The sequence below is a fragment of the Ruegeria sp. YTSA075 genome (assembly GCF_059610245.1).
Map to the genome: position 1 here is coordinate 121,636 of NZ_JBXWNG010000004.1, position 19,487 is coordinate 141,122.

Annotated in this window: 21 protein-coding genes; 16 read left to right on the forward strand and 5 right to left on the reverse strand. The window is 58.3% G+C overall.

Going from position 1 to position 19,487, the window contains the following annotated elements; genetic code table 11:
• Nucleotides 1-16 precede the first annotated feature (16 nt).
• Genes AC2FGE_RS09110 through AC2FGE_RS09135 form a run of 6 tightly spaced genes read left to right on the forward strand, consistent with a single transcriptional unit; the run spans nt 17 to nt 5,466 of the window.
• Complete coding sequence (locus AC2FGE_RS09110; RefSeq protein ID WP_496818898.1) at nt 17-1,099, forward strand: alcohol dehydrogenase family protein; 1,083 nt, start codon at nt 17-19, stop codon at nt 1,097-1,099.
• The gene (locus AC2FGE_RS09115; RefSeq protein WP_496818899.1) at nt 1,096-1,674 is read left to right on the forward strand and encodes a dimethylsulfonioproprionate lyase family protein; all 579 of its coding nucleotides are present in this window, start codon (nt 1,096-1,098) and stop codon (nt 1,672-1,674) included. The genes AC2FGE_RS09110 and AC2FGE_RS09115 overlap by 4 nt, the downstream gene beginning before the upstream one ends.
• Nucleotides 1,671-2,777, forward strand: coding sequence for a mandelate racemase/muconate lactonizing enzyme family protein (locus AC2FGE_RS09120; protein WP_496818900.1), 1,107 nt, complete (start codon nt 1,671-1,673; stop codon nt 2,775-2,777). Before AC2FGE_RS09115 ends, AC2FGE_RS09120 begins: the two co-directional genes overlap by 4 nt.
• Nucleotides 2,774-3,058 (forward strand): cupin domain-containing protein, encoded by a 285-nt coding sequence (locus AC2FGE_RS09125; protein WP_496818901.1) that lies wholly within the window; start codon nt 2,774-2,776, stop codon nt 3,056-3,058. The genes AC2FGE_RS09120 and AC2FGE_RS09125 overlap by 4 nt, the downstream gene beginning before the upstream one ends.
• The gene (locus AC2FGE_RS09130; RefSeq protein WP_496818903.1) at nt 3,055-4,161 is read left to right on the forward strand and encodes a mandelate racemase/muconate lactonizing enzyme family protein; all 1,107 of its coding nucleotides are present in this window, start codon (nt 3,055-3,057) and stop codon (nt 4,159-4,161) included. Before AC2FGE_RS09125 ends, AC2FGE_RS09130 begins: the two co-directional genes overlap by 4 nt.
• Nucleotides 4,162-4,194: 33 nt before the next feature.
• Entirely contained in the window at nt 4,195-5,466 is a 1,272-nt protein-coding gene (locus tag AC2FGE_RS09135; RefSeq protein ID WP_496818904.1) for an aspartate aminotransferase family protein, read from the forward strand.
• A 226-nt stretch (nt 5,467-5,692) separates the two neighbouring features.
• Here AC2FGE_RS09135 and hemC read toward each other — a convergent pair whose 3' ends face one another.
• The gene (gene hemC / locus AC2FGE_RS09140) at nt 5,693-6,655 is read right to left on the reverse strand and encodes a hydroxymethylbilane synthase (RefSeq protein WP_496818905.1); all 963 of its coding nucleotides are present in this window, start codon (nt 6,653-6,655) and stop codon (nt 5,693-5,695) included.
• A gap of 108 nt (nt 6,656-6,763) precedes the next feature.
• On the opposite strand from hemC, the gene hemE reads away from it, so the two are divergent.
• The gene (gene hemE / locus AC2FGE_RS09145) at nt 6,764-7,798 is read left to right on the forward strand and encodes a uroporphyrinogen decarboxylase (RefSeq protein ID WP_496818906.1); all 1,035 of its coding nucleotides are present in this window, start codon (nt 6,764-6,766) and stop codon (nt 7,796-7,798) included.
• A gap of 58 nt (nt 7,799-7,856) precedes the next feature.
• Here the strand turns inward: hemE and AC2FGE_RS09150 are convergent, their stop codons facing one another.
• Nucleotides 7,857-8,966, reverse strand: coding sequence for a CaiB/BaiF CoA transferase family protein (locus AC2FGE_RS09150; protein ID WP_496818907.1), 1,110 nt, complete (start codon nt 8,964-8,966; stop codon nt 7,857-7,859).
• A gap of 172 nt (nt 8,967-9,138) precedes the next feature.
• On the opposite strand from AC2FGE_RS09150, the gene AC2FGE_RS09155 reads away from it, so the two are divergent.
• The 6 genes from AC2FGE_RS09155 to uvrC all read left to right on the forward strand — a co-directional run bounded on the left by AC2FGE_RS09155 (nt 9,139) and on the right by uvrC (nt 15,812).
• Nucleotides 9,139-10,068: an ABC transporter ATP-binding protein gene (locus tag AC2FGE_RS09155; RefSeq protein ID WP_496818908.1), complete on the forward strand. Its 930-nt coding sequence runs from the start codon at nt 9,139-9,141 to the stop codon at nt 10,066-10,068.
• A complete protein-coding gene (locus AC2FGE_RS09160; protein ID WP_496818909.1) occupies nt 10,065-10,826 on the forward strand; it encodes an ABC transporter permease in 762 nt (253 codons plus the stop codon). Before AC2FGE_RS09155 ends, AC2FGE_RS09160 begins: the two co-directional genes overlap by 4 nt.
• A gap of 103 nt (nt 10,827-10,929) precedes the next feature.
• Complete coding sequence (locus AC2FGE_RS09165; protein WP_496818910.1) at nt 10,930-11,727, forward strand: S49 family peptidase; 798 nt, start codon at nt 10,930-10,932, stop codon at nt 11,725-11,727.
• A 168-nt stretch (nt 11,728-11,895) separates the two neighbouring features.
• Nucleotides 11,896-12,846 (forward strand): calcium/sodium antiporter, encoded by a 951-nt coding sequence (locus AC2FGE_RS09170; RefSeq protein WP_496818911.1) that lies wholly within the window; start codon nt 11,896-11,898, stop codon nt 12,844-12,846.
• 21 nt (nt 12,847-12,867) lie between these two features.
• Nucleotides 12,868-13,647, forward strand: a complete 780-nt coding sequence (locus AC2FGE_RS09175; RefSeq protein ID WP_496818913.1) for an SDR family oxidoreductase — start codon at nt 12,868-12,870, stop codon at nt 13,645-13,647.
• A gap of 290 nt (nt 13,648-13,937) precedes the next feature.
• On the forward strand, nt 13,938-15,812 hold the full coding sequence (gene uvrC, locus AC2FGE_RS09180; protein ID WP_496818914.1) for an excinuclease ABC subunit UvrC: 1,875 nt from the start codon (nt 13,938-13,940) through the stop codon (nt 15,810-15,812).
• Here the strand turns inward: uvrC and AC2FGE_RS09185 are convergent.
• Entirely contained in the window at nt 15,809-16,693 is an 885-nt protein-coding gene (locus AC2FGE_RS09185) for a DMT family transporter (RefSeq protein ID WP_496818915.1), read from the reverse strand. The genes uvrC and AC2FGE_RS09185 overlap by 4 nt on opposite strands.
• A gap of 170 nt (nt 16,694-16,863) precedes the next feature.
• Here AC2FGE_RS09185 and pgsA point away from each other — a divergent pair, with 170 nt between their 5' ends.
• The 3 genes from pgsA to AC2FGE_RS09200 are packed head-to-tail and all read left to right on the forward strand — an operon-like array spanning nt 16,864 to nt 18,226.
• The gene (gene pgsA / locus AC2FGE_RS09190; RefSeq protein ID WP_496818916.1) at nt 16,864-17,532 is read left to right on the forward strand and encodes a CDP-diacylglycerol--glycerol-3-phosphate 3-phosphatidyltransferase; all 669 of its coding nucleotides are present in this window, start codon (nt 16,864-16,866) and stop codon (nt 17,530-17,532) included.
• Nucleotides 17,533-17,535: 3 nt separating this feature from the next.
• Nucleotides 17,536-17,781: a molybdopterin converting factor subunit 1 gene (gene moaD / locus AC2FGE_RS09195; protein ID WP_496818917.1), complete on the forward strand. Its 246-nt coding sequence runs from the start codon at nt 17,536-17,538 to the stop codon at nt 17,779-17,781.
• Nucleotide 17,782: 1 nt separating this feature from the next.
• Nucleotides 17,783-18,226: a molybdenum cofactor biosynthesis protein MoaE gene (locus tag AC2FGE_RS09200; protein WP_496818918.1), complete on the forward strand. Its 444-nt coding sequence runs from the start codon at nt 17,783-17,785 to the stop codon at nt 18,224-18,226.
• A 30-nt stretch (nt 18,227-18,256) separates the two neighbouring features.
• Here the strand turns inward: AC2FGE_RS09200 and AC2FGE_RS09205 are convergent, their stop codons facing one another.
• Nucleotides 18,257-19,075 carry an isocitrate lyase/PEP mutase family protein gene (locus tag AC2FGE_RS09205; protein WP_496818919.1) on the reverse strand — a complete coding sequence of 273 codons (819 nt, stop codon included), beginning with the start codon at nt 19,073-19,075 and terminating at the stop codon, nt 18,257-18,259.
• 91 nt (nt 19,076-19,166) lie between these two features.
• Nucleotides 19,167-19,487: a hypothetical protein gene (locus tag AC2FGE_RS09210; RefSeq protein WP_170446384.1), complete on the reverse strand. Its 321-nt coding sequence runs from the start codon at nt 19,485-19,487 to the stop codon at nt 19,167-19,169.

Below are 19,487 nucleotides of genomic sequence, written 5' to 3' on the forward strand. Positions count from 1 at the left end.
CTACGGAGACTAAAGGATGACCCTGCCTGATACAATGAAGGCCATGGTGACCATGGGACATGGCGGTCTCGAGCAGATGGTTTTGCACGACAACTGGCCGCGCCCCGATCCTGCGCCGGGTGAGGTGTTGATCCGTGTGGCCGCATGCGGGCTGAATAATACGGATGTGAACACACGGTCGGGCTGGTATTCGAAAACCGTGACCGACGCGACAACCGGTGGTGCGTTTGCCGAGGTTGGCGAAGATGATCCCACTTGGGGCGGTGCGCCCATCACTTTTCCCCGCATTCAAGGCGCTGACATTTGTGGTCGTATCGTTGCGGTTGGCGAGGGTGTGGACCCATCGTGCGTCGGACAACGGGTGATCACCGATGGCTGGCTGCGTGACCCGGACGATCCGCAGAACATGGATAAGACGGGCTACTACGGGTCCGAACGGGATGGCGGCTTTGCTGAATACGCGACGACATTGGCGGTGAATGCCGTGCCAGTCACCTCGGACCTTTCGGACGCTGAACTGGCCACATTCTCCTGTTCCTACTCAACTGCCGAAGGGATGCTGACCCGCGCCAATGTGACCCGCGCGGATACGGTTCTGGTACCGGGCGCGTCGGGTGGTGTTGGCGGTGCTTTGGTGCAGCTGGCCAAACGCCGGGGTGCCCGTGTCATCGCCATGGCATCTGAGGCGAAGCATGAAGACGTGGCCAAGCTGGGCCCCGACAGAATACTGCGCCGCGCGCCCGAAAATCTGCGCGCCGCTCTTGGGTCAGAGAAAATCACCGTTGTCGCCGATGTGGTGGGTGGCCCCTATTGGCCGCACCTGATTGACATAATGGAACGCGGTGGGCGGTACACCTGCTCGGGCGCTATCGCCGGGCCGATGGTCGAGTTCGACCTGCGTACATTCTATCTGCGCGATCTGACCTTCACCGGCTCGACCGTGATTGACCCTCAGGTCATGCAGCACCTCGTGAAATACATCGAAGCAGGTGAGATCAAACCCGCCCTCGCCGCGACCTATCCGCTGGAGGAATTGCGAGAGGCACAGGCCGCGTTCATCGCCAAACAACACACCGGCAATATCGTGGTGATCCCATGACACTGGATGATGTGCTCGAAGCCGCTCGGCAGGTACATCAGGCACACCCCGCGCTGTCTGCGTTTAGCACGTGGCCCTCGGACCTGTCCCTTATACAAGCCCAACCCAGTCACATTGCAGCCGCAGACCAAGTGCGGGATTTTGAAATCAAAGGCAGCGAACTGACCCAAAACTTGGTTGCGGCTGTGCGGGGCACCACACATCTGGCGCATTGGAAACAGACCTATACCGAAGAGGAGGTCGGCGCGGATTTCCTGCGACGCTATGGGTATTACGAGCTGTTCGGGCCCACGGGCCATTTCCATTCGACCCAATTGCGCGGCTACATCGCCTATTGGGGGCCGGGGCTGAACTATGACCGGCACAGCCATCAGGCTGAGGAGCTTTATCTAACCTTGGCGGGCGGCGCTGTGTTCAAGACCGACGCGGATGCGGTTTTCGTCGGACCCGATCAAACCCGCATGCATTCCAGTTGGGAAAGCCATGCCATGGTCACAACCGATCAACCGATCCTGACCTTTGTGCTGTGGCGCGGTGCGGGTATGTGTGATCTGCCCAGAATGGATGCGGCATGAAGATCTCGCGCATCCGCATCTATCAAACCGGGCTTCCGTATGTTGGCGGGTCTTACGTATGGGGGGCTGGCAACGCCATCGAAATCGCCACCGCCTCGGTCGTGGTCATCGACACCGATGCCGGGCTACAAGGCTGCGGCGAGTTCACGCCTTGCGGTGAAAACTACATGGTCGCCCATTCCGAAGGCGTGGTTGCGCTGGCGCGGCTGGTTGCTCCGCATCTGCTGGGCGAAGACCCGCGTCAGGTAGCGCGGATCGAGCAGTTGATGGATCATCTGGGGCAGGGGCACGGCTATGCAAAGGCCCCCTTCGACGCGGCCTGCTGGGACATTCTGGGGCAAGCCTGCGATCAGCCGGTCTGGATGCTGCTGGGCGGCAAACTGACTGATGGTGCGCCAATGTACCGGGTTGCGCCGCAGAAGGCGGTGGATGAGACCGTGGCCGAGATGGATCGTTACCGCGATCAGGGATACCGGCAGTTTCAGGTCAAGGTGGGCGGTGACTGGGCCACGGACATTGACCGTATCCGCACCATTGTTCCCTTGCTGAAACAGGGTGAGAAGGCGATGGCCGATGCCAATCAGGGCTGGCGCGTGGACAATGCGGTCCGGGTGGCCCGCGCCACGCGCGATCTGGATTTCATTCTGGAACAGCCCTGCCGCACCTATGAGGAATGCCAGCAGGTGCGCCGCGTTGCCGAACAGCCGATGAAGCTGGATGAATGCGTCACCGGTATCCACATGGCCCAACGGATTGTCGCGGATCGCGGGGCCGAGATCTGCTGTCTGAAAATCTCGAATCTCGGCGGGATCAGCAAGGCGCGGCGGGTCCGGGACTATCTGGTCGAAAATCGCATCCCGGTGGTCAGCGAGGATACATGGGGCGGCGAGATCACATCCTCGGTCGTGGCCCATTTCGCCGCCTCAACCCCGCCGGAGTATCTGCAGAACACAACTGACCTTATGAACTATAACACCCGATCCACCGGCATCGGCGGCCCGATTGCCCGTGACGGCAAGCTATACGCGCCCGACACACCCGGCCTTGGTGTCAAACCGGATTTCGAAAGCCTGGGCGCGCCTGTAGCGGAGTACGCATTATGAAACCACAAGCCGTTGCCACTCAGATGATCGACGATGAACGCGTGCGCGTGACGCGGTTTGACTTTGCGCCCGGTGCAGAAACCGGATGGCATCGCCACGCGATGGATTACGTCATCACGGCGATTACCGATTGCCACATGCGTTTGGATCTGCCGGACGGAACGGTCAACGAGGTGACCGTGCCCGCCGGAACCGCTTATCGCCGGGATGAAGGGGTCGAACATAATGTCATCAATGCCGGGGATGCCCCGATGTCCTTTGTGGAAGTGGAATTGAAATGAAGATCACCCGACTCTCGGTCTATCACGTTGATCTGCCTTTGGAGCATCCCTACTGGCTGTCCGGTGGGCGGCTGAAGTTCGAAATGCTGGACGCGACGCTGGTGAAGATCGAAACCGATGCTGGCCTGACTGGCTGGGGTGAAGGCACCCCGTGGGGCCATACCTATGTGCCTGCGCACGGGCCGGGCATTCGTGCCGGGATTGAAACGATGGCGCCTTTCATCCTAGGCCTCGATCCACGCAAGGTTCTGGATGTGGAACGGGCGATGGATATGGCCTTGCCCGGCCATCTTTACGCCAAAAGCCCGATTGATATGGCCTGCTGGGATATTGCCGGACAGGCGGCGGGTTTGCCGATTGCCGATCTGATGGGCGGTGGGTCCCGAACACCGCGCCCCATTGCCTCGTCCGTTGGGGCGAAGACGGTCAAGGAAACTCGCGAGGTGATCGAACGCTATCGCAGCCGGGGCTATGTGGCGCATTCGGTGAAGATCGGTGGCGATGTGGAACGTGACATCGCCCGTGTCCGTGATGTTGAAAGCATCCGGCGACCGGGTGAGATAGTCCTTTATGACGTCAACCGGGGCTGGACGCGGCAACAGGCCCTGCGCGTGATGAGCGTCTGCGAAGACCTGCACGTGATGTTCGAACAACCCGGTGAAACGCTGGACGATATCGCCGCAATCTCGGGCCAGCACGCCTCACCCGTTTCGGTGGATGAAAGCCTTGTGACATTGCAGGACGCGGCCCGCATCGCGCGTGACGGGATCGCCGAGGTCTTTGGGATCAAGCTGAACCGCGTCGGCGGTCTGACCAAGGCCGCCCGGATGCGGGATATCGCGCTGGCCCACGGGATCGACATGTTCGTGATGGCGACTGGCGGAACGGTTTTGGCCGATACCGAGGCGTTGCATCTGGCTGCGACCATCCCGGATCACAACTGTCACGCCGTCTGGGCCTGTCAGGATATGATTACCCTCGATATTGCTGGCGGTCGCGGCCCCCGCAATATCAACGGCCACTTGCATTTGCCCGAAGCTCCGGGCCTTGGCGTGCACCCCGACGAAGACGCGCTGGGCGATCCGGTCGCGATTTATGAATAGTCGCTTATTTTATTATGATGGAGATCGCGTGACATGTTGAAGATCAACACTCAAGCCGAATGGATCGACCGCGCGAAGGCTGTTTTGCCAGCAGGCGGGTTCGGGAATTTCGATCCGGGCATCATCATTTCGCACGGCGAAGGCAGCCGCGTCTGGGATGAAGATGGCAACGAATATATCGACTATCTAATCGGGTCGGGGCCGATGTTGCTGGGCCACGGTCATCCCGAAGTGATGGAGGCCGTGCTGGAGCAACTGCCCAAAGGCATGACCTTTTTCGCCAACAACGCCAAGGGCATCGAACTGGCTGAAGCCATCATTGAAGCGGTGCCATGTTGCGAACAGGTCCGCTTTGTCGCGTCGGGTGGTGAGGCGGATATGTACGCGATCCGCTTGGCGCGGGCCTATACCGGGCGCGATAAAATTCTGAAATTCGAAGGCGGCTATCACGGGATGAGCGCTGAAGCGCAGATGAGCCTGGCCCCCAGCCGTCAGGTCAATTTCCCACAGGCCGTCCCTGACAGCGCGGGTATCCCGCAAGGTGTTGCGGACCAGATGCTGATCGCACCGTTCAATGATCTGGATGCGGTTGAGACTTTGCTGATCGAACATGACGACATCGCCGCGATCATGGTCGAACCCTTACAGCGTATCATCCCGCCCATGCCCGGCTATCTGCAGGGCCTGCGTAATCTGTGTGACAAATATAATGTCCTGTTGATCTTCGACGAAATCGTCACGGGTTTCCGTCTCGCCTATGGTGGGGCGCAGGAGCGGTATGGCGTGACACCCGACATCTGTACGATGGGCAAGATCACCGGTGGTGGCTTCCCGCTGGCCGCGCTGGGCGCAAATGCCGATATCATGAAGCATTTCGACAAATCGCAAGTGGGTGAGGGCGGATGGCTGATGCAGCTTGGCACCTTGTCAGGCAATCCCGTTGCCTCAGTCGCCGGGCTGAAAACGATGGAGATTCTGCGCCGCGATGGCACCTATGATCGCCTGCGCGACATTGGTGCGCGCCTGCAAAACATGCTCACCGATACATTGAATGAGGCCGGGATCGCGCACCAGATTTGCGGCGACGTGACCCTGTTTGATATCTACTTTACCAAAAATGACTGCCGGGACTATCGCAGCGCCAAGCATGACGATCCTAAGCGCAATGTCCTGTTCAACGACGTGTTGCGCGCACATGGCATATTCAAATCGCCAGGTAAGCTCTACCCGTCTTTGGCGATCACCGAGGCTGATCTGGAGCAGACACACCACGCGATTCAGCAAGCTGTCAGCGCTATAAGCTGAAGATGCGCCTTGATCCAAAAAAGGCGGGCCGCTGTTGACCCCCAACAGCGACCCTGAACCTTTTGAATGTCGGGGTCAATCTCGCCCCCTCGAACACTGATTACAACACTAACAACTTGAAACTTTTCGATACTTTCGAGACTGTCCCGATTTCCAACCGGTATGAACACACTATCAGCTTAATTCGGGCTCTGCGCTGTGAAAAAGTTCACATTGGTTAAAATTTTTAGATTTTTTTCCATTCAAAGAATCCGGGGCCCGCATTTTTAAGCAGGATATCAGCCACAGCACGGCCCATTTCAGCCCCGTCTTCGATGGCTCCGGTGGTGTCTTCGGCAATCGCTTCGGACCCGTCGGGGCGCAGAACCTCGCCGCGCAGTCGCAGCTGGCCTGCATCGATCTCTGCCAGACCGGCGATCGGGGTCTCGCACGAGCCGTCCAGCGCCGCCAGCAACGAACGTTCGGCCGCCAGTCGTGTGCTGGTCTGCGCATGGTGAATGGCTTCAAGCATCTCGGCGGCGCGATTGTCATCAACACGGCGTTCGATTCCGATGGCACCTTGCGCGATGGCAGGCAGCATCTCGTCAGGTGAAATCGGCTTGGCCGGCACATCGCTCATGTCGAGACGCCGAATGCCCGCCATGGCTAGGAATGTGCATTCCGCCACGCCATCTGCCAGTTTCTTCAGACGGGTTTGAACGTTGCCCCGGAACTCGACAACATTCAGATCGGGGCGACGATTGAGCAGTTGCGCCTTGCGTCGCAGAGAGGACGTGCCAACCACAGCGCCCTGGGGCAGGTCGTGGATGGCCTGAAACTGCGGAGAGATGAAAGCATCCCGCACATCTTCGCGCGGTAGGAACGTATCCAGCACCAGACCTACGGGCTGTGCAACCGGCATGTCTTTGGTCGAGTGCACCGCGATGTCGATGTCACCGCGCAGCATGGCCTCTTCGATCTCTTTGGTGAACAGGCCCTTGTTGCCGATCTCTTTCAGCGGCCGGTCCGCATCGATCATGGCGCGGTTGTCGCCGGTGGTTTTGATCACCACGATGTCAAACGCGTCCTCAGATAGATCGAACGCGCCAGACAGGCGCTGTCGGGTTTCATAGGCTTGCGCCAAAGCCAGGGGCGAGCCTCGGGTGCCGATCTTCAGCGGCGATGCGGGGGTGGGCAGGGTCAATGTCATGGGCACAGCTTTAGTCGCGTCACATTGCCCTGACAATGGGGGCTGCGCTTGACAAATTGCCGCCAAAGGATGACCCCGTGAACCAAATTGCAAATATTGGGGGCAAAGATGGCCGAGACGAAAAAGCTGTTGCGGGCGCTGGCGGGTGAAGTGCAGGATGTACCGCCGATCTGGATGATGCGTCAGGCTGGCCGGTATTTGCCCGAATATCGCGCGACGCGAGCGCAGGCTGGGGACTTCCTGTCGCTCTGCTATAATCCGGAACTAGCCGCAGAAGTCACGTTGCAGCCGATCCGCCGATACGGGTTCGATGCGGCGATCTTGTTTGCAGATATCCTGTTGGTGCCACAGGCGCTGGGGGCGGATTTGTGGTTCGTGACCGGTGAAGGCCCGCGCCTGTCGACGATCACGCAGCAATCGGATTTCGATGTTCTGAAGCCGGTTGAGGACATTCATGAGACGCTGTCTCCGGTCTATGAAACCGTGCGGATTCTGTCGCGCGAGTTGCCATCCGAGACCACATTGATCGGCTTTGCGGGCGCCCCCTGGACGGTGGCGACCTATATGATTGCCGGGCGTGGCACCCCGGATCAGGGGCCTGCGCATGCGCTGCGCGAGGGGAACACTGCGCTGTTTGAAGCTTTGCTGGACCGGATCACGCTTGCAACCATCGAATACCTTTCGGCCCAGATTGAGGCGGGTGCTGAAGTGGTCAAGATTTTCGACAGCTGGGCCGGATCGTTGAAGGGTGAAGCATTCCGGAAATACGCGGTCGAGCCGTGCCGAGTGATTGCCCAAGCCATCAAGGCACGCCATCCGGATATCCCGGTCATTGGTTTTCCGCGAGAAGCTGGCGATGGCTATGTCGGCTTTGCAAGGGAAACCGGCGTGGATTGCGTTGCTTTGGACAACTCGGTTGCACCCGATTGGGCGGCGAAACATGTGCAGGTGGATGGCTGTGTTCAGGGCAATCTTGCGTCCTCGCATATGGTCACGGGTGGGCAGGTGCTGGTGGATGAAACCCGGAGCATTGTCGAGGCGTTTTCAAAAGGCCCCCATATCTTCAATCTGGGGCACGGAATCACACCGGATGCAGACCCGGAGAATGTGCAGTTGATGATCGATACGGTGCGTGGGCGGTAAGGGGAAAGGGGGCCAGCCCCCTTCTTGGCCTGCGGCCAATTCATCCCCCGGGATACTTTTAGCCAGATGAAGGATTGGATCGGTGTAAGCGGTCGAGTTCGGCTTTGATCTCGGCGCTGTGTTCGCCTCGGGTCGGGCTGGGCTGTGGGGTCCAGCGGTGGTTTGAGAAGCGGGGCGCGGCCGCGGCTTGAAGGGTGCCGTCGATTAACTGCCATGTTTGACGGGTTTCATTCATGGGATGGGTAAGGGCTTCATCCGGGCTGAGAACCGGAGCGACACAGGCGTCAGAGCCTTGAAACAAGGCAGTCCAGTGATCTTGTGGGTGCTTGCAGAAAAGCCGGGCCAGGTGGCGGGTCTGGTCGGGCCAGAGTGTCGAGTTGTACTGGGGTTCGAAGGTGGCGTCGTCAGACAGCCCCAAGATTTTCAGGAACTCGGCATAGAATTTGGGTTCGAGACATTGAACGGTGATGTAACGCCCATCCGAGCAGGTGTAGGTGCGGCTCCAATGGGGGCCGTCCAGCAGGCTTTGGCCCCGTGCCTGTTGCAGGTTGCCGGTTTGGCGCATGGTCATGAGCAGGTTCATCATATGGGCTGAGCCGTCATAGATCGCCGCGTCAACGACAGTGCCTTGTCCTGTGTTTTGGGCGTTGATGAGCCCTGCGAGCAGCCCTGCGACCAGATACATCGCACCGCCGCCGATATCACCCACCAGTGTGGCCGGGGATTGTGGAACTGCATCGGGTGCTGATGCGTACCAAAGCGCACCCGAAAGAGCGATATAGTTCAGATCATGGCCTGCCGTCTGGGCCAGAGGGCTGTCTTGTCCCCATCCGGTCATTCGCCCATAGACCAGTTTTGGATTGCGCCGCAGGCATTCATTTGGCCCGAGGTCCAGCTTTTCCATCACGCCGGGACGGAAGCCTTCTATCAGGGTGTCGGCCGTGTCGATCAACTGTTTTGCGGTTTCCAGATCGTCTGCGTCTTTCAGATCCAGCGCAATGGATCGTTTGCCGCGATCCAAGACCGCGCGATCTGGCATTCCGGGCGGTGGCGTGCCTGTTTTGCGATGGATGGTGATCACATCTGCGCCCAGATCAGCCAGCAGCATGGCGGCAAAGGGTGCCGGGCCAAGCCCTTCGATTTCTATGATACGTACCCCGTTCAGCATGTGACCTTCTCCTGTCTTAAGAGAAGTTTCCGGTGGATTGGCGGGATTGCAAGGGGGGATTACAGGGGCGGCGATTGATCTTTCCGCAAAAATGCGGAGAACACTGTGCGGAACTGACCTGTCGCATGCTGGCAAGGCGCGATATGGTTCGGACAATAAACGAGGGCCAGCCATGACTGCGATTTTGTCCATCAAGGAGTTGCGTAAATCCTATGCTGACGGGTTTGAGGCGCTGAAAGGCGTGTCGCTGGACATTGAAGAAGGTGAGATTCTGGCGCTGCTTGGGCCGAACGGGGCGGGCAAGACCACCCTGATCTCGACCGTCTGTGGGATTACCACGCCAAGTTCGGGATCAGTCACGGTTGGCGGCCACGACATTCAGGCCGAGTTTCGAGCTGCCCGCAGGATGATCGGATTGGTGCCTCAGGAGATCGCGCTGGAGCCGTTTGAGAAAGTGTACAACACCGTGCGGTTTTCGCGCGGTCTTTTCGGGTATGGGCGCGACGACAGCCGGATCGAAGAGATCTTGCGAAAGCTGTCGCTGTGGGACAAGCGCTGGAACGCAATCAAGGAACTTTCTGGCGGGATGAAGCGGCGGGTGCTGATTGCCAAGGCACTGGCGCATGAGCCCCGTATTCTGTTTTTGGATGAGCCCACCGCCGGGGTCGATGTCGAACTCCGCAAGGACATGTGGGAGATTGTGGCCGAGTTGAAACAGGCCGGTGTCACCATCATTCTGACGACGCACTACATCGAAGAGGCCGAGGCGATTGCGGACCGGGTCGGGGTGATTGACAAGGGTGAGTTGCTTCTGGTGCAGGACAAGGGCACCCTGATGGCGCAGATGGGTAAAAAGCAGATCGATGTGATGCTGGCGGCTCCGATATCAGAGATACCGGATAGTCTGGCTGCGCATAATCTGGCCTTGAACGGCAATGGAGATGCGTTGGTTTATACCTATGACACCAATGCCGATCGGACCGGGATCACCACTCTGTTGAATGATGTGGCGCAGGCCGGATTGGTTTTGCGGGATGTTCAGACCCGGCAATCCAGTCTGGAAGAGATATTCGTCAACCTGGTATCGGGAGAGCCCGCATGAACTGGTCTGCTGTCGCCGCGATCTACCGATTTGAAATGACCCGGTTCTTTCGGACATTGGCGCAAAGTTTTCTGTCGCCTGTACTGTCCACCTCGCTGTATTTTGTGGTCTTTGGCACCGCCATCGGCAGCCGCATTCAAGAGGTCGAGGGGGTGTCTTATGGTGCCTTCATCGTGCCTGGGCTGATCATGTTGTCGATTGTGACGCTGTCGATTTCGAACGCGTCCTTCGGCATCTATTTCCCCAAGTTTCTGGGTACAATTTACGAACTGCTCTCGGCCCCGGTGAACTTTATCGAGATCGTCATCGGTTATGTGGGGGCTGCGGCGACCAAGGCCTTGTTTGTTGGTCTGGTGATCCTGATCACGGCGACGTTCTTCGTAGATATCCGAATAGAACACCCATTTGCTATGGCGGCGTTTCTGATCCTGTCCTGCCTCAGCTTTTCACTGCTGGGTTTCATTATCGGAATCTGGGCCAGCAACTTTGAACAGATGTCTCTGGTGCCACAGCTTGTGGTGACGCCGCTGATCTTTCTGGGCGGCACTTTCTATTCTGTTTCGATGCTGCCGCCTCTGTGGCAGACGATCACCTTGTTCAATCCGGTCGTCTATCTGATCTCGGGTTTCAGGTGGTCGTTTTACGGGCTGGCAGACGTGCCGATTGTTTTCAGCCTGTTGGCCATCGTTGCGTTTACCCTGATCTGCCTGGCCGTGATCGGATGGATCTTCAAAACCGGATGGCGTATCCGCAGCTAGGCGTTGCATTTTTGCCCATCGACTGTGCGAATTTGGTTCACGTCGCGGTTAACGCCGGATGAGTCCCTTGTTTACAGGTTGGGGGCACTCTACATCGGCACCCATGAAGCTCAGCCTGCCCTTTGTCAAAAAGCAACCCGTCGTCGCCGTTGTGCGCCTGTCCGGAGCTATTGGAATGGCCGGGCGCGGAGCATTGAATGATACCTCGCTCGCGCCGGTTCTGGAAAAGGCGTTTCGCAAGGGAAAGCCGGTTGCCGTTGCGCTGGAAATCAACTCCCCGGGTGGCTCACCGGTGCAAAGTTCGCTGATCGGGTCACGTATTCGGCGACTGTCTGATGAGCTCGACATCCCGGTGATTGCCTTTGTCGAGGACGTCGCGGCCTCGGGCGGCTATTGGCTGGCAGCGGCGGCTGACGAAATCTGGGCCGATGAAAGCTCGGTTCTGGGGTCGATCGGAGTGATTTCGGCCGGATTTGGAGCGCATGAGTTTTTGGCAAAGCAGGGGTTCGAGCGGCGCGTGCATACGGCCGGCGAGTCGAAATCAATGCTCGACCCGTTCCGGCCTGAAAAGAAGGAAGACGTCAAGCGTCTGCAGGGCCTGTTGGGCGACATCCATGAAAACTTCATTGCGCATGTCAAAGCCCGCCGTGGGGACAAGCTGGACGAAAGTGCCGATCTTTTCACCGGCGAAGTCTGGCTTGGAAAACGCGCGCAGGAGTTGGGGTTGATCGAAGGCATCGCCCATCTCAAACCCAAGATGCAAGAACGGTTCGGCGAGAAGGTTAAGTTTCGGCGCTACGGCGTGCGTAAACCGATTTGGTCGCGCTTCGGGGCGTCGCTGGCGCAAGACGCCATTGCCAGGCTAGAGGAGCGGGCGGCCTACGCGCGTTTCGGTCTGTGACGTGATCATCAAAATTGTCACCTTGTTTCTGGTTGCCATGGGTGTTTTGGCGATGTTCGGCAAGCTGCGGTTTCCCGGGCAAAAACGTTTGAGCTCGGCCAAATGTCCGCGCTGTGGCAGATTCCAGATCGGCAAGGGGCCTTGTGCCTGTGAAAAAGGAGGCCGGACATGACGGCATGGCTGCTCTCCGGCCTGGGTTTGGTGATCCTGCTGTTGGCAGGCGATGCGCTGGTACGCGGAGCAGTGAACCTGAGCCTACGATTGGGGGTACCTGCCCTGATCGTCAGCCTGACCATCGTGGCCTTTGGCACCTCGGCGCCTGAATTGTTGATCGCCATCAGCGCGATTGACGAAGGTGCGCCTGGTCTTGCGCTGGGCAATGTCGTTGGGTCCAATACGGCCAACATCCTGTTGGTACTGGGTGTGCCCGCATTGCTGGCAACCCTGCACACAAGCGAATGCGACAGCCGCAAAAGCTATGTCTTCATGTTGCTGGCCAGTGTTCTGTTCATTGGCCTGGCCTTTTGCGGTGTCTTCAACCTGTTCAGTGGGGCGATCCTTTTGGCCGCACTTGGGCTGGTGCTGTGGAACGCGTTTCGGGATGCAAAGGCACATCGCAAAGCCTGTGCGGCTGATGTTGAGTTGGATGGGCTGGAAGAGGCCGATCCGGATATGCCGTATTGGAAGATTTCGATCTATCTGATCCTGGGTCTGATTGGTCTGCCGATGGGCGCGCATTTGCTGGTGGACAACGCCACGATCATCGCGCGCATGTATGGAATCAGCGAAACCGTGATCGGCCTCACGCTGGTCGCGATTGGGACGTCTCTGCCCGAGTTGGCAACAACAGTCATGGCGGCATTGCGGCGGCAGGCAGATGTGGCGCTGGGCAATGTGATCGGGTCGAACATGTTCAACCTGCTGGCCATTGTTGGCATTGCCACTTGGTTCGGTAACATCCCCGTCGACCCGGAATTCCTGCGCTTTGACCTGTGGGTGATGTTGGGCGCCTCGCTGCTGCTGGCCCCGTTTGTGTTTTTCAAACAGGATATCTCGCGCATCTGGGGTTTGGTCTTGACGTTTCTTTATGCGCTTTATCTGACCACATTACTGGTGTGACCTGACAAAGAGAGGTAGCCCATGTCCCGAGCCTTAGTGACCGGAGCCGGAATCCGTTTGGGACGGGCCATGGCGCTGTATCTGGCCGGGCGCGGGTATGATGTGGCGGTGCATTATGCAAGTTCGCAACGGCCCGCGTCAGAGACGGTTGCACAGATCGAAACCCTGGGTCGCAAGGCAGCCGCGCTGCAGGCGGATCTGTTGGACGAGGCGCAAGTTGCTGCACTGCTGCCGCGCGCGGCAGAGGCGCTGGGCGGGCCGATCACCTGCTTGGTGAACAACGCCTCGATCTTTGAATACGACAACATCAAAACCGCCACGCGTCAAAGCTGGGACCGGCATCTCGACAGCAATCTGCGTGCGCCGTTTGTGTTGACACAGGCGATGGCGGATCAAGGGTTGCAGCCCGAAACCGATGCACTGGGTGAGCCGGTGGCAACCGGGCTGATCGTCAATATGGTGGACATGCGGGTGCGCAAACTGACGCCCGAGTTCATGACCTACACCATTGCCAAAATGGGTCTTTGGGCGCTGACCCGGACGTCGGCACAGGCGCTGACACCCGCGATCCGCGTCAATGCAATCGGGCCCGGCCCGACCCTGCAAGGCCATCGACAGTCTGAGGAGCACTTTCAGACCCAACGCGCGAACACAGTGCTGGAACGCGGGGCGAATCCTGCCGATATCACGGCGGCTTTGGGCTATTTTCTGGATGCTCATGCGGTCACCGGGCAGCTTCTATGCGTGGATGGGGGGCAGCATTTGGGGTGGCAAACGCCAGATGTTCTGGGTGTAGAATAGGTAAATCTGCTGCAAGTTTTGCACCGCTCGCTTTTCTGTTACCTGCGCGTTACAAAAATGTCTTTTTTTTCATATACTTGCCAGAAGTGCAAAAAAATATATATAAAAAACAATGTGTTAGATCGGTGCCTATTTTTTGTGCAAATCGGTGAACTGGTAATGAAACAAGGAAGATTCCCGACCGATCGAAACTTATCTGCACACTTATCCACAGAATCCGTGGATTTGTTTTCTCTTGAATTGAGCGTCGCAAGATTGCAGCCAATGCCAGAGAATCATATCTCAGAGCTATGACTGGCCCAAGCGAATCAATCCCGGACACTCAACCCACAGGCTATGCCTGTATTCAGCGCTATGCGAAGACACTGGACAGTTCGCCGGGCGTGTATCGGATGCTGGATGCGGATAGTCGGGTTCTATACGTGGGCAAAGCGCGGAACCTGAAGGCTCGGGTATCGAACTATACCCGCCCGGGACATTCGGGCCGGATTGAGAAAATGATCGCCGCGACCGCATCGATGATGTTTCTGACCACGCGGACCGAGACCGAGGCGCTGCTGCTGGAGCAGAACCTGATCAAGCAGCTCAAACCCAAGTACAACGTGCTGCTGCGGGACGATAAGAGTTTCCCGAATATTCTGGTCGCCAAGGATCATGCCTTTCCGCAGATCAAAAAGCATCGCGGGGCGAAGAAGGAAAAAGGGGCCTATTTCGGTCCTTTCGCCAGCGCCGGTGCCGTGAACCGAACTTTGAACCAACTGCAAAAAGCGTTCCTGCTGCGCAATTGCTCGGATTCCATGTTCGACAGCCGCACGCGACCCTGTCTACTCTATCAGATCAAACGCTGTTCAGCGCCCTGTGTGGGGCTGATTTCCGAAGGCGACTACGCCGAAAGCGTTAAAGATGCAGAACGGTTTCTGTCGGGGCGGTCCACCAAGGTGCAGGAAGATCTGGCCGACCAGATGATGGCCGCGTCTGAGGCGATGGAGTTCGAGCGCGCCGCCGGATTGCGTGATCGTATCCGTGCGCTGACACAGGTGCAGACCAGCCAGGGTATCAACCCGCGCGGTGTGACCGAGGCGGACGTGATTGGCCTCTATATGGACAGCGGGCAGGCCTGTGTTCAGGTGTTCTTCATCCGCGCCAACCAGAACTGGGGGAACAAGGATTTTTATCCTCGGGTTGGGGCCGATGTGTCCCCGGCTGAGGTGATGGAGGCCTTCCTGGGCCAGTTCTACGACAACAAGGAACCGCCGCGCCAGTTGATCCTGTCGGATGGGATCGAAAACGCTGACCTGATGCAGGAGGCGCTGACTGAAAAGGCCGGGCGCAAGGTTGAAATCCTTGTCCCGCAGCGCGGTGAGAAACAGGAACTGGTCGCAGGTGCCTTGCGCAACGCACGCGAGTCGCTGGCCCGCCGCATGTCCGAAAGTGCGACGCAGGCTAAGCTGCTGCGTGGCGTGGCCGAGGCATTTGATCTCGACGCGCCTCCGGCTCGGATCGAGGTCTACGATAACTCTCATATCCAAGGCACCAACGCTGTCGGCGGTATGATCGTGGCTGGCCCTGAAGGCTATATGAAAAACGCCTATCGCAAGTTCAACATACGCGGCGATGACCTGACACCCGGTGATGACTTCGGCATGATGAAAGAGGTTCTGACCCGTCGCTTTACGCGCCTGCAAAAGGAAGATCCTGACCGCGACAAGGGCATGTGGCCGGACCTGTTGCTGATCGACGGTGGGGCCGGGCAGGTGAGCGCGGTGCATGAGATCATGGCGCAGTACGGGGTCGAAGACATCCCGATGGTTGGTGTCGCCAAGGGTGTCGACCGCGATCACGGCAAAGAGGAATTCTACCGTATTGGTCAGCGCCCCTTTGCCCTGAAACGCAACGACCCCGTGTTGTATTTCATTCAACGACTAAGGGATGAGGCGCACCGCTTTGCCATCGGCACCCATCGCGCGAAACGTGCCAAGGCTGTGGGCGCAACGCCATTGGATGAAATCCCAGGCGTGGGGGCCGCGCGCAAACGCGCCTTGTTGGCGCATTTCGGCAGCGCCAAGGCGGTCAGCCGCGCCAATCTGGCAGATCTAAAAGCGGTCGAGGGGATCTCAGCGGGACTGGCGCAAAAGGTCTATGATTTCTTCCACGACAAGGGTTAAACCCGCCGCCCGCGCCATAGGATGTACAACCCTGATGCCACGATCAGCGCGCTGCCGATCCACATGGTCTGATCCAGATGCTCGCCGAAGAAGACCACGCCCAACGCAACCCCGAACAGTAGGCGCGAGTAGCGGAAAGGGGTCACGGCCGAAACCTCTCCGGTCCGCATGGCCTTCATCAGTGATGCGTAGGCAATGGTTCCAAGGACCACGGCGCCGGCCATATGCAGGCCTGTATCGAGGGGTAGCGATACAATGGCTGCTTGTTCCCAAAAGCTATAGGCGAGCCCGGCGATGGTCACGCAAACGAAGCCATAAAACCCCAGAACCTCGGTGCCCAAACTGGCCGGTGCCGCACGACTGGCCAGATCACGCCCTGCAAACCCCAGCATCCCGAACACGGCAAGCAAAGACAGGACGCTAAAGCTGTCGCCTGTTGGTTGGATGATGATCACGACGCCGATCAGACCCACAAGAATGGCGCTCCACCGTCGCCATCCAACGGTTTCGCCAAACAGCAGCGCCGCACAGGCGACAACCACCAGCGGCGTGGCTTGCAGGATCACAGTGGCCGAGGATAGCGGAGTCAATGTGAAGGCCAGAATGTAGAACAGGCGCCCCAGAATCTCGAACACTGCACGGATTTTCATTGCGGGCGACAAGACGTCTGGCTGCCATAGCCGTGTGCCACGCGCCTTGGCGACACTGGCAAAGATCAGAGACCCACCCAGCCCGAACAGGACGAGTGTTTGCCAGATGGGCAAGGCCAGGGCGGTGGCTTTCAGCAGTGCATCTTCAAGCGCGAAACACACCATCGCGCCGATCATCCAGGCGCTGCCGATCAGGTTGGCGCGCGCGTCCGTTTCGATATGTGGGGTCATGATGTGCCTTTGGCGAATTTATTCGCAATCTGACGTCATTCCCGTCCGGGGCCAAGGGTGAATAAAGGCGCATTCGGTCGGCTGTGCCACTTTGACCAAGCCTCTGGGATTGGTGCGGTTTTTTAACCCTTTGTCTTTTCTGTCCTGACCCGGCGATGTAGTGTCTGCCCATGAAGTGGAACCTGCCGAATATTCTGACCCTGTTGCGCCTGCTGGCTGCCCCCGGTCTGGCCGTAATGTTTTTGTATTTCACCCGCCCCTATGCGGATTGGTTTGCGCTGATCCTGTTCCTGTCGGCAGCGATCACCGACTGGTTCGATGGCTATCTGGCCCGCGCGTGGAAGCAGGAGACCAAGATCGGGGCCATGCTGGACCCGATTGCAGATAAGGCCATGGTGGTTGTCGCGCTGATGATCCTTGTCGGTTATTCGACCGAGCATTGGACCCCCTGGTTGGTCCTGCCCGCCACCGTGATCCTGTTTCGCGAGGTCTTCGTCTCGGGCCTGCGCGAGTATCTGGGCGATGTCGCAGGAACGCTCAAAGTCACCAAGCTCGCCAAGTGGAAGACCACCGCGCAAATGGTGGCGATCGCAATCCTGTTTTCGCAGGGCATCTTCGAGCACTATTTTGTGATGGCCACGTTTGGCATGGACCCGACCACCATTGATCAGGTTCTGTCCCGCCAGATCGAAGATGTGAACAACATAGGTTGGACGCTTGAGGGTATGTACTGGTCAGGTCAGATCGGCCTGTGGCTGCTATGGATCGCGGCGGCCCTCACATTGATCACCGGTTATGACTACCTACGTAAAGCCATGCCTCATCTGAAGGAGAGCTAAGCGATGAACGTGCTGTATTTCGCCTGGGTGCGCGAGCGGATCGGCTTGCCGAAAGAAACCGTCGAGACGGATGCCGCGACCGTGTCGGAACTGGTTTCAGAACTCAGCGCGCGCGAGGATCGCTATGCCGCTGCATTTGCTGATATCTCGGCCCTGCGCGTGGCGCTGGATCAGGAGCTTTCGGATTTCGACGCACCCTTGGACGGCGTGCGCGAAGTGGCGTTTTTTCCACCCATGACCGGCGGCTGACATGCGTATCGCCGTTCAGGAAGAGCCGTTTGATCTGGGGGCCGAGGCCAATGCCTTCGCCGCCGGAGACGACGCCAATGGCGCCATTGTGACCTTTACAGGCGTCGTGCGCGATCTGGCCTCGGGCGATCTGGATGTGATGGAGATTGAACACTATCCCGGCATGACAGAACGCGCTCTGACCCAGATCGCCCAAGAGGCTCAGGCGCGGTGGTCATTGGGTGATGTGCTCGTGATTCATCGCTATGGACGGCTCTCCCCAGGGGACCGCATCATGATGGTCGCCACAGCAGCGCGACACCGCAAGGATGCGTTTGAGGCAGCCGAGTACCTTATGGACTATCTCAAGTCCCGCGCGCCGTTCTGGAAAAAAGAGATCACTAAGTCCGGTGCCGAATGGGTTGCCGCCAAGGATGAGGATGAGGACGCGCTGACACGGTGGTGAGTATCTGGCTCACATAATACCCCATCGATTTCAATCCATGAGCTGTGTAAGCTCGCCACCGGGCATTGCATCGGCAGAATAATAGAATGTTCCCTTGGATTTCACTTCATCTGCCGCGCGCTTCAGCGCGCCGAACGCCGCTCGGGCGAAGGAACCACCAACACTTATACGCCGCACTCCTGCACCTGAAAGCTCCGAGACGGAATATAGTGGCCCACTCAATCCCATCACCACGTTCACGGGTTTGTCGACCTCACAACACACGGTTCTGATTGCATCCAGGTTGGGTAGACCAGGTGCGTAGAGTACATCTGCACCGGCTTCGGAAAACAGTTGTAGTCGTCGAATTGTGTCCTTTAGATCTGGGCGGCCCCAAAGATAGTTCTCGGCCCGTGCCGTCAACAGGAAAGGCAGGCTAGACGACGCCTCGGCTGCAGCCTGAATACGATCCACGGCTTCGTTTAGGTCGTAGATTGGAGCGTCGGGATCACCCGTCACGTCTTCTATTGAGCCACCGATCAGACCGATCCGGGTCGCCATCCTTACAGTCTGTGCGCAGATTTCGGGAGAGTGACCAAAACCGCTTTCAAGATCAGCGGATACAGGTAGGTCGACAGCAGCGGCAATGTCAGAAGCGTTGCTCAACAATTCTTCGCGGGTCAGCGTCGCGTGAGAGTCCCGTTTTCCGTTCGAAAACGCATAACCCGCGCTCGTGGTTGCAAGTGCCTCAAAACCCAAGCTGGCCAGTAGCTTGGCCGAACCTGCATCCCAGGCATTGGGGATTACAAAAGCGTCAGGCCCAAGGTGCAGGTCTTTGAAGCGTTCAAACTGTTTTTGCTGATTTGACATGGCCGCCCTTACATTCGCAGCAATTTCTTAAGGTAAGGGGATATCACAACAGAAGTGTATCGCCTCCGGTACCTCTGGGATGATGGTCTCTCTAGTCCGCGTTGTTGATCCGTCCGCGTAACTCCTCAGCCTCTTGCCTTGCCGCGCGCAGGCCGTCCATGGCGGCGGCCAGTTCGGCCTCGGTCTGGGTCAGCTGGTTTGTCAACTCGGCCTCGCGCTGTTGCAGGTAAGTGATTGCCTGATCGCGGGTTTCTTCGGCTTCGTGCAGTTCCTGGCTCATGCGGTCCAGATCGGCGACGTCGCTTTGGCGGACGCGCGACAGGCGATGCGCCAGCCAGTTGGCGAACCAGCCCATGCAGAAGGCCGCGAACAGGATGATGGCTGTGGCGATGATGAATTCGATTCTGTTCAA

What these genes read in the sequence shown, in the direction of transcription:
- AC2FGE_RS09175 (WP_496818913.1), top strand. Translation starts at nt 12,868, where the DNA reads ATGTCCCGAGCCTTAGTGACCGGAGCCGGAATCCGTTTGGGACGGGCC.
- AC2FGE_RS09200 (WP_496818918.1), top strand. Translation starts at nt 17,783, where the DNA reads ATGCGTATCGCCGTTCAGGAAGAGCCGTTTGATCTGGGGGCCGAGGCC.
- AC2FGE_RS09165 (WP_496818910.1), top strand. Translation starts at nt 10,930, where the DNA reads ATGAAGCTCAGCCTGCCCTTTGTCAAAAAGCAACCCGTCGTCGCCGTT.
- AC2FGE_RS09120 (WP_496818900.1), top strand. Translation starts at nt 1,671, where the DNA reads ATGAAGATCTCGCGCATCCGCATCTATCAAACCGGGCTTCCGTATGTT.
- AC2FGE_RS09125 (WP_496818901.1), top strand. Translation starts at nt 2,774, where the DNA reads ATGAAACCACAAGCCGTTGCCACTCAGATGATCGACGATGAACGCGTG.
- hemE (WP_496818906.1), top strand. Translation starts at nt 6,764, where the DNA reads ATGGCCGAGACGAAAAAGCTGTTGCGGGCGCTGGCGGGTGAAGTGCAG.
- AC2FGE_RS09135 (WP_496818904.1), top strand. Translation starts at nt 4,195, where the DNA reads ATGTTGAAGATCAACACTCAAGCCGAATGGATCGACCGCGCGAAGGCT.
- AC2FGE_RS09155 (WP_496818908.1), top strand. Translation starts at nt 9,139, where the DNA reads ATGACTGCGATTTTGTCCATCAAGGAGTTGCGTAAATCCTATGCTGAC.
- AC2FGE_RS09115 (WP_496818899.1), top strand. Translation starts at nt 1,096, where the DNA reads ATGACACTGGATGATGTGCTCGAAGCCGCTCGGCAGGTACATCAGGCA.
- AC2FGE_RS09205 (WP_496818919.1), bottom strand. Translation starts at nt 19,075, where the DNA reads ATGTCAAATCAGCAAAAACAGTTTGAACGCTTCAAAGACCTGCACCTT.
- uvrC (WP_496818914.1), top strand. Translation starts at nt 13,938, where the DNA reads ATGACTGGCCCAAGCGAATCAATCCCGGACACTCAACCCACAGGCTAT.
- AC2FGE_RS09150 (WP_496818907.1), bottom strand. Translation starts at nt 8,966, where the DNA reads ATGCTGAACGGGGTACGTATCATAGAAATCGAAGGGCTTGGCCCGGCA.
- AC2FGE_RS09160 (WP_496818909.1), top strand. Translation starts at nt 10,065, where the DNA reads ATGAACTGGTCTGCTGTCGCCGCGATCTACCGATTTGAAATGACCCGG.
- AC2FGE_RS09130 (WP_496818903.1), top strand. Translation starts at nt 3,055, where the DNA reads ATGAAGATCACCCGACTCTCGGTCTATCACGTTGATCTGCCTTTGGAG.
- AC2FGE_RS09110 (WP_496818898.1), top strand. Translation starts at nt 17, where the DNA reads ATGACCCTGCCTGATACAATGAAGGCCATGGTGACCATGGGACATGGC.
- AC2FGE_RS09170 (WP_496818911.1), top strand. Translation starts at nt 11,896, where the DNA reads ATGACGGCATGGCTGCTCTCCGGCCTGGGTTTGGTGATCCTGCTGTTG.
- pgsA (WP_496818916.1), top strand. Translation starts at nt 16,864, where the DNA reads ATGAAGTGGAACCTGCCGAATATTCTGACCCTGTTGCGCCTGCTGGCT.
- AC2FGE_RS09185 (WP_496818915.1), bottom strand. Translation starts at nt 16,693, where the DNA reads ATGACCCCACATATCGAAACGGACGCGCGCGCCAACCTGATCGGCAGC.
- moaD (WP_496818917.1), top strand. Translation starts at nt 17,536, where the DNA reads ATGAACGTGCTGTATTTCGCCTGGGTGCGCGAGCGGATCGGCTTGCCG.
- hemC (WP_496818905.1), bottom strand. Translation starts at nt 6,655, where the DNA reads ATGACATTGACCCTGCCCACCCCCGCATCGCCGCTGAAGATCGGCACC.